Annotated in this window: 6 protein-coding genes; 5 read left to right on the top strand and 1 reads right to left on the bottom strand. The window is 64.1% G+C overall.

The features are described from left to right. Positions 1-272 precede the first annotated feature (272 nt). From H7687_RS00640 to H7687_RS00620, 5 genes are all read left to right on the top strand, one after another. Positions 273-1,991: a transporter substrate-binding domain-containing protein gene (locus H7687_RS00640; RefSeq protein WP_183344049.1), complete on the top strand. Its 1,719-nt coding sequence runs from the start codon at positions 273-275 to the stop codon at positions 1,989-1,991. Next, on the top strand, positions 1,981-3,384 hold the full coding sequence (locus tag H7687_RS00635) for a sigma-54-dependent transcriptional regulator (RefSeq protein ID WP_183344047.1): 1,404 nt from the start codon (positions 1,981-1,983) through the stop codon (positions 3,382-3,384). The genes H7687_RS00640 and H7687_RS00635 overlap by 11 nt, the downstream gene beginning before the upstream one ends. A 251-nt stretch (positions 3,385-3,635) precedes the next feature. Then, positions 3,636-4,916 (top strand): porin, encoded by a 1,281-nt coding sequence (locus H7687_RS00630; RefSeq protein ID WP_183344045.1) that lies wholly within the window; start codon positions 3,636-3,638, stop codon positions 4,914-4,916. 43 nt (positions 4,917-4,959) lie between these two features. Beyond that, complete coding sequence (locus tag H7687_RS00625; protein ID WP_183344044.1) at positions 4,960-6,756, top strand: flavocytochrome c; 1,797 nt, start codon at positions 4,960-4,962, stop codon at positions 6,754-6,756. A 203-nt stretch (positions 6,757-6,959) separates the two neighbouring features. Further along, positions 6,960-8,159 (top strand): MFS transporter, encoded by a 1,200-nt coding sequence (locus tag H7687_RS00620; protein WP_183344042.1) that lies wholly within the window; start codon positions 6,960-6,962, stop codon positions 8,157-8,159. 288 nt (positions 8,160-8,447) lie between these two features. Here H7687_RS00620 and nifJ read toward each other — a convergent pair whose 3' ends face one another. Further along, on the bottom strand, positions 8,448-12,164 hold the full coding sequence (gene nifJ, locus H7687_RS00615) for a pyruvate:ferredoxin (flavodoxin) oxidoreductase (RefSeq protein ID WP_183344040.1): 3,717 nt from the start codon (positions 12,162-12,164) through the stop codon (positions 8,448-8,450). Between the last annotated feature and the right edge of the window lie 8 nt (positions 12,165-12,172).

Below are 12,172 nucleotides of genomic sequence, written 5' to 3'. Positions count from 1 at the left end.
TCCTCCTTCGTGACCGACATTGGTACACATCACTAACATTCAAAAAGATATATGTCAATATGTTTAAAGGGAAAGAACCCTTTTTGTCGCACAGCGTGTGCGGGATTTGCAAGGGGTTGGGCACTGCAGAGGACATACCGGGCGAGGCGAAGGATATTTGCTTTGACCCCAAGTTACCACTGGTGTTATAAGTGCCGCGAACTCCCCTTCACTCCGATGTGCTCCTTGCTTTGGCAATACCTGAACCCTGTTGCACCCAGGAGCATCTTGCCATGTTGACCAGGATCCTACTGTTGCTGATCGTTCTGTGCCTGCCGGTCCCCGGGGCGTACGCCGAACAGACATCCGGCCGCGACCTGAGAGTCATCGTCGTGGGCGGCAACAGCAACTACCCACCTTACCAGTTCCTCGACAAGAGCGGGCAGCCCGCCGGCTACATCGTCGACCTCACCAGGGCCATCGCCCGCGTCATGGGGTTGCAGGTCGAGATCCGGCTGGGCGACTTCGGCAAGATCCTCAAAGAGCTGGACCGCGGCGACATCGACATCCTCGAGGGGCTCTCCTACTCGGAGGCGAGGGCGAAAGAATACGATTTCTCGACGCCGCACTCCATCATCGTTCAGGCCATCTTCGCACGCAAGGGAACACCCGCCGTCAAGAGCCTGGAAGAGCTCAAGGGGAAAAAGGTGCTGGTGCACCGTGGCGGCGGCATGCACGGCTACCTGCAGGAACGGCACTACGACCCGGACCTGGTGCTGACCGACAGCCCCCGGGAGACCCTGCAGCAGTTGGCGGCCGGCCGGTGCGACTACGCCGTGGTGGCCCTGCTGCCGGCCATGTACATCATCCGCGAGGAGAAGCTCACCAACCTGGTCCCGGTGGCGACCAACGTGGCGCCGCAGCGTTACTACTGCTATGCGGTGAAAAAGGGGAACGCCGAACTGGTGGCCCAGATGAACGAAGGGCTTTCCATCCTCAAGAAGACCGGGGAGTTCAACCAGATCTACGACAAGTGGATCGGGGTGCTGGAACCGCAGCGCACGTCGTGGGTCACGGTGGCGAAGTACGCGGCACTGGTGGTGATCCCGCTCTCCCTGATCCTGGCGGCGACGGTGTTCTGGTCGTACTCGTTGCGCCGCCAGGTGGCACAGCGCACGGAGTCGCTCTCCAACGCCCTGGCCGAGTTGCAGAGAAACCAGCAGCAACTGGTGCAGGCCGACAAGATGGCCGCGCTGGGCATCCTCGTCTCGGGGGTGGCCCACGAGATCAACAACCCGACCGGCATCATCCTGATGAACATGCCGACCCTGAAGAAGATTTTCCGGGACGCCGAGAGGATTTTGGACCGGTACCAGGAGGAAGAGGGGGAGTTCACCCTGGGAGGGATCCGCTATCAGAGGGTGCGGCAGGAGGTGCCGCTGATTTTGGACGAGATGCAGGATGGGGCCCAGCGCATCAAGAAGACGGTGGAGGATCTCAAGAACTTCGCCCGCAAGGACGATGAGGCACGCAAGGAGCTGCTCGACTTCAACCACGTGGTGCAGACGGCGGTGCGGCTGGTGGACGTGGCGACGCGGAAGTCCACCAACAATTTCAGCGCCTCTTACGCTGACGGGTTGCCCCAGGTGTTCGGCAACGAGCAACGGCTGGAGCAGGTGGTGGTGAACCTGGTCATGAACGCGGGACAGGCGCTGCCGGATCCCACCCGCGCCATAGCCCTGCAGACGAGCTACGACGCGGCTACCGGCAGGGTGATGCTCACCGTGCGCGACGAGGGCACCGGGATCTCGCCCGAGCACCTGAAGCACCTTACCGACCCGTTCTTCACCACCAAGCGCGAGAGCGGGGGGACCGGCCTGGGGCTCTCCATCTCGGCCAACATCATCAAGGACCACGGCGGCGAAATCAGCTTTGATTCCAGCCTCGGCAAGGGGACCACGGTCACCCTGGCCCTGCCGGCTGCCGTGGCAGGGAGTGAACATGGACAGTGAGTTGTACCCAAGCTTCAAGGTGCTGCTGGTCGACGATGAACCGGCCTGGCTGCGCTCGCTGTCGCTGGCGCTGGAGAGCAGCTCCGGCATCACCAACGTGGAGCTTTGCAGCGACAGTCGCAACGTGCTGGATATCCTCGCCGGTGGAGAGATCGGACTGGTCCTGCTCGATCTCACCATGCCGCACGTATCGGGGGAGGACCTCCTGGTGCAGATCGCCGAGCGTTATCCGGGGGTAGCGGTGATCGTCGTGAGCGGCCTGAACCAGGTGGGCAAGGTGGTCAACTGCATGAAGCTCGGCGCCTACGACTACTACGTCAAGACCGACGACGAGGAGCGCATCGTCTGCGGCGTCGGGCGCGCCATCAAGCACCTGGAACTGCAACGCGACAACAAGGAGATGGCGCGGCGCTTCGTGTCCTGCGAGTTGCAGCACCCGGAGGCGTTTTCCGCCATCTGCACCGCGGACCGGACCATGCAGGCCCTTTTCGCCTATATCGAGGCGGTAGCCGTCAGCCCGCTGCCGCTGTTGATCACCGGTGAGAGCGGCTCCGGCAAGGAACTGCTGGCCCAGGCCGCGCACCGGTTGAGCCGTTGCCGGGGCGAGCTGGTCGCCGTGAACGTCGCCGGGCTCGACGACACCGTCTTTTCGGACACCCTGTTCGGCCACGTGCGGGGCGCCTTCACCGGGGCCGAAGGGGTGCGCCGCGGCATGATCGAGGCGGCAGCCAACGGCACCCTGTTCCTGGACGAGATCGGGGACCTGAGCATCGCCTCCCAGGTGAAACTTTTGCGGCTGCTCCAGGAAGGGGAGTATTTCCCGCTGGGGAGCGACCAGCCCAAGAGGCTGAAGGCGCGCGTCGTGGTGGCGACCCACCAGAACCTGGAGGCGAAAGTGGCCGAAGGGAGTTTCAGGCGCGACCTCTTCTACCGGCTGCGCACCCACCACGTGGAGGTGCCGCCACTGCGCAGCCGCAAGGGGGACCTGCCGTACCTGCTCGACCTGTTCCTGGAGGAGGCTGCCGCCACGCTGGGCAAAAAGAAGCCGACGCCGCCCCCCGGGCTGGTCCAGCTCCTGTCCACCTACAGCTTCCCGGGCAACGTCCGCGAGTTGAAGGCCATGGTCTTCGACGCGGTCAGCACCCACAAGGAGCGCATGCTCTCCATGGATTCATTCGCCAAGGCGATCAGCGCCGGTGGAGGCGTTGCGGAACGGGCGCCGGACCAGAACCCCTTTGCAGGCTTCGAGCCCCTGCCCACCTTCGCCAATGCCGCCAATTACCTCCTCGAAGAGGCCATGAACCGCGCCGGCGGCAACCAGACACTGGCGGCACGGCTGCTGGGCATCTCCCAACCCTCCCTCTGGAAACGACTGAAACTGGCCCGCGGCTGAACCCCTATTGCCGGAGTCTATAGCTATAGACTTCGGCAATAACGCTGCAACTCCCCGTCAACACACGCATAACCCTCCTTCTCCCCGGAAGTCCCATAGCCTGAGTCTATAGTCGTTGCCGCACTCCTCAAAGCAAATTCCCGTGCAATATCAGTGTGTTAAGGCTTATTTCGCCTTTGGTATCGATCCTGCTCTAATGAGTTCAAGAGCAATCACGGGGCCTGCGCCCCAACATACCGAAGGAGAAGATCATGAATCAGAAAGCGGCAGTGGCGATGGCAGGTTTTCTGGCGGCAATGGCTGTAGGGCACGATGCCCAGGCGAAGAGCCTGGAGGATATCCTGAAGGAGAAAGGTGTCATCACCGAGGCGGAGTACAAGGAAGCTTCCAAGTCCAAGCCTTACGACTACAAGCTGGGCAAGGGCTTCGTCCTCACCTCGCCGGACCAGAAGTTCCAGTTGCAGCTGGGCGGCCAGATCCAGGCCCAGTACGAACTGGACAACTACGACGTGGCCAACAAGCAGGACGTGAGCCAGTTCAACCTGCGTCGCGTCAAGACTCTCCTGAGTGGTTACGCCTTCACCAAGGACCTCACCTACAAGGCGACCTACAACTGGTCCAACGTGGTCAAGGAGAACTCCAAGGCGATGGAAGAGGTGAACATGAAGTACCGGGTCGCCGACGAACTGCAGGTGATGCTGGGGCAGGAGAAGATCCAGTACTCCAGGCAGTGGATCACCTCCAACACCGCGCAGCAGTTCGTGGACGGCTCCTTCGTCAGGAACGCCTTCATGCAGGGGTACGACACCGGCATCAACCTGCACGGCGACCTCTGGACCGGGCTGGTCAAGTACGATGCGGGCGTCTTCGGCGGGGCCGGCCAGAACACAAAGAACAAAACCGGCGACAACGCGTACAACTTCAGGCTGACCTTCAACCCGCTGGGCGACATGAAATACGGCGAGGGGGACCTCGAATACTCGCAAAAGCCCCTGGTCTCGCTGGGTAGCAGCTACTACCTCAATACCGTGAAAAAGACCGTCTCCGGGACCGGCGCCACGGCGACTTCCGCCATCGACAACAACAACTCCAACTTCGTAACCGACGCCAACGGCTGGCTCGGTACGGCAGTAAAAGGGAAATACTTCGGCACCAAGGCTGCCGAGGACATCAGCGTCGACTCCTGGGAAGCGGACTTCGCCTGCAAGTGGCTGGGCGCGTCGATGCAGGGCGAGTACTTCTGGGGCAAGGCGGTGGGTGAAACCTCCGGCAAGGAACTGATCGCCAGGGGCGGATACGTCCAGGCCGGCTACTTCGTGATACCGCAGCGCCTGGAACTGGCCCTCCGTTACGCGTGGATGGATCCCAACCGCCAGGTGTCCAGCGATTCCATCTCGGAGATCCAGGGGGCGGTCAACTACTTCTTCTACGGCAACAACCTGAAGATCCAGGGCGACGTCGGCAACCGCCACATCTACAAGGGGCAGGTTGACGACCTCGTGGCGCGCGCCCAGGTGCAGCTGCTCTTCTAGGGCTTGGTCAGGACAATGACGACGTACTAACAGGAGACAAAATATGACACGGAAAACTATCGTACCGGCACTGCTGCTCTCTGCGGCCCTGCTCATCGCGGCATCCGCGGCCTCGGGGGCGGACTCATCCAAGAGCTCCTTCCTCTCCGGGGTGCACAAGAAGAACCAGGTCACCTGCGCCGACTGCCACGGCAAATCCCTTGCCGTCGACGACAGCGAGACGGCGCTGAACAAGAACTGCAAGGGGTGCCACGGCGGCTTCGCCGACCTCGCCGCGAAGACCAAGGAGCACATCAACCCGCACAACTCGCACCTGGGCGAAACCAACTGTACCGCCTGCCACAAGGGGCACGCCGCCTCCAAGGCGTACTGCAACTACTGCCACAGCTTCGCCATGAAGATCCCAGCCATGGGGACGGAAAAGGAATCGACCGACAAGAAGTGGGTGCAGGAATCGGCCCCCGGCAAGAAGGACCTCAAATCGAACCGGGTCGAGTCCACCGACGTGGTCGTCATCGGCGCCGGCGGATCGGGATACGTAGCCTCCATCACCGCCCACGACGCCGGGGCCAGGGTGATCCTGCTGGAGAAGATGCCCATCACCGGCGGCAACAGCATGCTGGCGGCAGGCGGCATCAACGCGGCCAGGACCCGTTACCAGGAGCGGCTCGGCATGCACGACGACCCGGCCGAGATGGTGAAGGAAACCATGAAGGGGGGGCGTGACAAGAACGATCCCGAGCTGGTCAAGGTGCTGGCCTACAAATCCGCCGATGCGGTGGACTTCCTGGTCTCCCTCGGTGCCGACATGACCGACCTGGTCCGTTCGGGCGGCGTCGCGGTCGACCGCACCCACCGTCCCGTGGGCGGGGCCGCGGTTGGACCGCACCTGATCAAGGTGTACCGGGAGAATGCGGCCAAGCGCAACCTCGACGTCCGCGTCAACTCCGAGGTGGTGCAGATCCTCTCCGACGGCAAGGGGCGCGTCACCGGCGTGCAGGTGAAGGGGAAGCACAGCGGCGTGTACACCATCAACGCCAAGGCCGTGATCGACACCGCGGGGGGCTTTGCCGCCAACAACGAGCTGGTCGGCTCGTACAAGCCGCAGTTCAGGGAAACCGCCTCCTCCAACCAGCCCGGGGCAACCGGCGAAGGGATGTTCCTCGCCGAAAAAGCGGGCGCCAAGCTCATCGACATGGAACAGATCCAGATTCACCCGACCATGGGGGGCGACACCAAGGTGCTCGTGTCGGAAACGGTGCGCGGCAGCGGCGCCATCCTGGTCAACCATGCCGGCAAGCGCTTCGTCAACGAACTGACCACCCGCGACAAGGCCTCCGCCGCCATCCTGGCGCAGCCTGAGAAGTCGGCCTTCCTGGTGCTGGGCGAGAGCATCCGCAAGAGCAACGTCCAGATCGACGGCTACATCACCCTTGGGCTGGTGCAGCAGGCGGACAGCATCGCCGCCCTCGCTGCCAAGATGGGCGTGCCGGCCGATGCGCTCACCGCCACGGTAACTGCCTACAACAAGGCCTTCGAGGCGAAAAAGGATCCGGAATTCCAGCGTCAGGACATCCCGCGCCCGGTGGACGGGCCGAAGTACTACGCCATCTGGGTCAAGCCGGGGCGCCACCACACCATGGGCGGCGTGAAGATCAACACCGAGGCGCAGGTCATCGGCAAGGACGGCAACCCGGTCACCGGCTTCTACGCAGCGGGCGAGGTGACCGGCGGCGTGCACGGCTGGAACCGCCTGGGCGGCAACGCCATCACGGACACCGTGGTCTTCGGCAGGATCGCCGGCAGCAACGCGGCGAGCTTCATCAAGAAAGAGAAGTAGGGGGGAACCCGTAACAAAAGAAGCGCCATGCGTTGCCAAGCGCAGGGCGCTTCACCATGGCTCAGCGGCATTTCGGGCCCGGGGCTCCCCCTCCCTTGACGGGCCTGCGCGCCGTAGCGCTTCGGTCCGCGAAGGCGGGAGGGGGCTGGGGGGTGGGTGAAGCCGCAAGGGGAGGGGGGCAACTGCCCCGCAAGGACGCCGACATGAAGAATGGAAAGCTGTTCAAGTCGCTGTTTCTGATCAACTTCGCCACCAGCCTCGGTTTCGGCATCGCCGACGCCTTCTTTTCCACCTACCTTTTTTCCCTCGGCGGACGCGGCGTCCTGCTGGGGCTGCCACTGCTGCTTTTCTCCCTGTCGAAGATCGCTTTGAGTCCCGTCATGGGGGCCTGCGTCGATCGCATCGGCGCCCGCCGTGCCGCCACGCTCAGCCTCACGCTCTATCTTCTCGTCTCACTTGGCTACCTCTTTTGTTCCCAACTCACCCTCATCGCGTTGTTGCGACTGCTTCAGGGAGCATCGTGCGCCATGTTCAGGCCGGTGATGCTCTCCCTGGTTGCGGTGGTGGGCGGCCGCAAAGGTGAGGGACGCGCGGCCGGGACCTTTGACATCTCCTTCTATCTTGCCGTCGGCGTCGGGCCGCTGCTGGGCGGGGTGCTGCACGATGTCTGGGGCTTTTATGGCATCTTCGTCAGCCTGGTACTGCTGTGCGTGTTCGCCCTGGCACTCGCCCTGTGGCAGATACCGGCCCAGCCTCATACGGCAAGGCCCGCCAGCAGGCGACAATCCGGTCTCGCCTTGCCTGCCGCACTGGAGGTGGCGCGCCACGGCAGCATGGGTGGGCTTTTGGCCTTCATCTTCGGCAGGGGGTGCGGAATCTCGCTCCTGGCGGGTTTTCTCCCCATCCTCCTGGATGCGCGTCTGGGGCTCACCGGTACCCAGACCGGCATGGTGCTCGCTTCCAGCACCGTGGTCATCAGTTCACTGCTGCGACCGGTAGGCCGGCTTTCGGACCGACTGCCCCGTAAAGCCCTGGTGCTTCTGGGAGGGATCTCGGTATCGCTGCTCTACTTCCTGATTCCCGTGGCCCAGGGGTTTCACCAGGTGCTCATGCTGGGGGGCGGGATCGGGCTGTGCAGCGTGCTGTCGCAGCCTGCCAGCACCGCGCTTCTTCTGGAACAGGGGGAGCGTCACGGGACGGGGTTGGCGATAGGCATCTTCAATGCTGCACTGAATGCGGGATTCGTGGTGGGACCGCTGCTCGGGGGATGGCTGCAGAGTCGTTTCGGGCTGACCGCCGTCTTTCATGCCGCCGGCTGGATCGGCCTCGCGGCGGCGGTGCTGTTCGCCGCGAGCACCCTGGAGAAGGAGGGGACAGGCTCCGCCAGGTGCCTGTCCCCCTAGGGGGGATTTCCCCTGGTTCCCAAGCTCCAGCTTGGGAACCCTATATGGCGCAAAGCTCCAGCTTTGCATCCGAGGGAAGTTGGCACTTCGGAGAGGCTTTGCGTTCCCAAGGTGGACCTTGGGAACGAGATCAAGGAGGGGACAGGCTCCGCCAGGTGCCTGTCCCCCTAGGGCATTGGTAAGATGGGGGGGAGGTGCCAGTTTGGGTAAGGTGGCTGAGCACAAATGGAGCGTTCCGCTAGAGGGCCTGGCACCTACGGAGCCAGTCCCTTTCCGCTCTTGCCATCCTCATTCCTTGATGTTCTTGTCGATGCCCGCCCGGCCGTCGTCGCACTCGTCTTCGGGCTGGCCGGGGCGGCTGTAGCGCGGGTCGCTGGTCGCGCTGACGCAGACCGGCGCGGGCTCCTCGGTCGCTCCCGCGGCGGCGGGGACATGGTCGTGCTTTCTCCCCCCTTCCTTGGGGACGTCCCCTTTGCTGGGCTGCCAGTCGGCCAGGTCCCGGAACATCCGGAACCGCTCCAGCGCCTCCTGTTCCATCTGCTCGCGCAACTGCCGGGCCACTTCCGGGTTCTGCTTTTCCAGGGCCTGGAAACGCACCTCCCCGGAGAGGAACTCGGCGAGCGAGCCGTCGGGCTTCTTCGACTCCAGGATGAACGGGTTTTTCCCGTCCCGCTTCAGAAGCGGGTTGTAGCGGTACAGCGGCCAGTAGCCGCACTTCACGGCCAGCTGGCTCTCCTCGATCGATTTCCCCATCCCTTTGCGGAGCCCCTGGTTGATGCAGGTCGAGTAGGCGATGATGAGCGACGGGCCGGGGTAGGCCTCGGCTTCGGTGATCGCCTTGAGGGTCTGGTTCTTGTCGGCGCCGATGGCGATGGAGGCGACGTAGACGTAGCCGTAGGTCATGGCCATGCGCCCCAGATCTTTCTTGGAGGTCCGCTTGCCGGAGGCGGCGAAACGGGCGATGGCGCCCAACTGGGTCGCCTTGGAACACTGGCCGCCGGTGTTGGAATAGAGCTCGGTGTCCATCACCAGGAGGTTCACGTCCTCGCCGGTGGAGATGACGTGGTCCAGGCCGCCGAAGCCGATGTCATAGGCCCAGCCGTCGCCGCCGTAGATCCAGATCGACTTCTTGGTGAACAGGTCCGCCGATGCGGCAATCTGCTGCAGCAGCTCGTTGTCCCCGGCCTTGCCGAGCAGTTCCTTCAACCGGTCGCCGTGGCGCCGGGACAGCTCCGGGTCCATCATCCCGGAGAGCCACCCTTCCAGTTCTTCCCTGAGCTCCCCTTCCGGCAGGCTGTGCACCGCGCGGCGCACCTGGTCGGCCAACAGCTGCCTGCGCTGCGACACGGCCATGTGGTAGCCGAAGCCGAACTCGGCGGCGTCCTCGAAGAGCGAGTTGTTCCAGGCCGGGCCGTGGCCGTCGGCATTGGCGCAGTACGGGGAGACCGGCGCCGAGGCGCCCCAGATCGAGCTGCAGCCGGTGGCGTTGGCGATCATCATGCGTTCGCCGAAGAGCTGGGTGATGATCCTGGCGTACGGGGTCTCGCCGCAGCCTGAGCAGGCGCCGGAGAATTCGAGGAGCGGCTGCTGGAACTGGCTGCCGATCACCGTGGTCCGCTTCACCAGGTGCCCTTTCGGGGAGAGGGTCTCGGCGAACTTGCGGTTCTCCTCCTGCACCGCGGACTGGGTGTCGATCGGCTTCATCACCAGCGCCGGGACCTTGGCGGGGCAGATGTCGGCGCAGTTGCCGCACCCCATGCAGTCCAGGGTGTAGACCTGGATGCGGAAGCCCATCCCCTTGTACTCGCGGGCGTTGGGGGGGATGGTCTCGTACGTCGCCGGCGCGCCGGTCAGTTCCTGCTCGGAGGCGACGAAGGGGCGGATGGTGGCGTGCGGGCAGATGTAGGCGCACTGGTTGCACTGGATGCAGTTTTCCTTGATCCACTCGGGGACGTTGATGGCGACGCCCCTTTTTTCGTAACGCGCGGTGGAGAAGGGGAAGACCCCGTCCGGCGTGAAGGAGGAGACCGGCAGGTCGTCGCCCTTCTGGCGCAGGATCGGGAAGACCATGTCGCGCATGTAGTCGGGCATCGGCTGCTTGAGCCGGAAGTCGGTGCCGCGCTCGTCGTCGGCGTCGCGCCAGGAGTCGGGATAGGAGATCTCGACCAGGCTCTGCACGGCCAAATCGACCGCGGCCAGGTTCATCTCAACCACCTGGTCACCTTTCCGGCCGTACTCCTTGCGGATCGAGTCCTTCAAAAGCTCCACGGCCCGCTCGAAGGGGAGCACGCCGGAGAGCTTGAAGAAGGCGGTCTGCATGATCATGTTGATGCGCCCGCCCAGACCTGCCGACTGGGCGATGCTGATGGCGTCCACGTTGTACAGGCGGACCTTCTTCTGCGCGATGGCGCGGCGCATGCTGGCCGGCAGGTTCGCCTCCATCGCCTCCACCGTGTTCCAGGGGGAGTTGAGCAGGAAGGTGCCCCCGTCCCTGATCCCTTCCAGGAGGTCGTAGATCTGCACGTAGGGCGCCTTCTGGCAGGAGATGAAATCGGCGGCGTCGACGAGGTAGGTGGACTGGATGGGGCTCTCCCCGAAGCGCAGGTGCGAAACGGTGATGCCGCCGGACTTCTTGGAATCGTAGGAGAAGTAGGCCTGCACGTAGAGGTCGGTGTTGTCGCCGATGATCTTGATGGCCGCCTTGTTGGCCCCGACGGTGCCGTCGGCCCCCATGCCCCAGAAACGGCACTGGATGGTCCCCTCGGGCGTGGTGGAGAGGGCGCCCTCGACCGGCAGCGAACTGTCGCTCACGTCGTCGGTGATGCCCACCGTGAAGTGGCGTTTGCCGGGGCGGCCGGCCATGTTGTCGAAGATGCTCTTCACGTGCACCGGGCGGAATTCCTTGGAGCCCAGGCCGTAGCGTCCGGCGTAGAGTTCCGGCATCTCGCCGCCGCGCTCGATAAGCGCCGTGCAGACGTCCTGGTAGAGCGGCTCGCCCAGGGAACCCGGCTCCTTGGTGCGGTCGAGCACCGTGATCTTCCCGGCGGTGGAGGGGATGACGGACAGAAGGGCGCCCGCGTCGAAGGGGCGGTACAGGCGCACCTTGACCAGCCCCACCTTCTCGCCCTGCCCGTTCAGGTACTGCACCACCTCCTCGCAGGTCTCGCACGAGGAGCCCATGGTGATGATGACCCGGTCCGCCTCGGCGTGGCCGATGTAGTCGAAGAGGCGGTAGTGGCGCCCGGTCAGCTGTCCCACCCGTTCCATGGTCTCGGTCACCACCTGCGGCAGCGCCTGGTAGAACGGGTTGGCGCGCTCGCGCCCCTGGAAGTAGATGTCGGGGTTTTGTGCGGTGCCGCGCAGCTCGGGGTGCTCGGGGTTCATGGCCTTGCTGCGGAAGGCGGCCAGCTTGTCGTGGTTCACCAGGCGGCCCATGTCCTCGTAGTCGATCACCTCGATCTTCTGCACCTCGTGCGAGGTCCGGAAACCGTCGAAGAAGTGCAGGAAGGGGAGGCTCGCCTCCAGGGCGGCCAGGTGGGCCACCAGGGCCAGGTCCATCACCTCCTGGACCGACGACGAGCAGAGCAGGGCGAAGCCGGTGGGGCGCGCCGCCATGACGTCCTGGTGGTCGCCGAAGATGGAGAGGGCGTGGGTGGCGATGGCGCGGGCCGAAACGTGGAACACGCCGGGGAGCTGCTCGCCGGCGATCTTGTACATGTTGGGGAGCATGAGCAACAGCCCCTGCGACGCCGTGAAGGTGGTGGTGAGCGCCCCCGCCGCCAGCGAGCCGTGCACGGCGCCCGCGGCCCCGGCCTCGGATTGCAGTTCCTTGATGTTCAGGACCTGTCCGAAGACGTTCTTGCGTCCCTCCGCCGCCCACTCGTCGGCCACTTCCCCCATGGTCGAGGATGGGGTGATCGGATAGATGGCCGCGGTCTCGCTGAGCGCGTAGGCGACGTGCGCAGCGGCGGTATTGCCGTCCATGGTTTTCCTGGTTCCACTCATGTGAAAAG

The organism is Geomonas paludis (assembly GCF_014193585.1).
Taxonomy (GTDB): Bacteria; Desulfobacterota; Desulfuromonadia; order Geobacterales; family Geobacteraceae; genus Geomonas; species Geomonas paludis.
The sequence above is the reverse complement of the archived record's forward strand: the minus strand, read 5'-3'. Positions and strand labels throughout refer to the sequence as shown.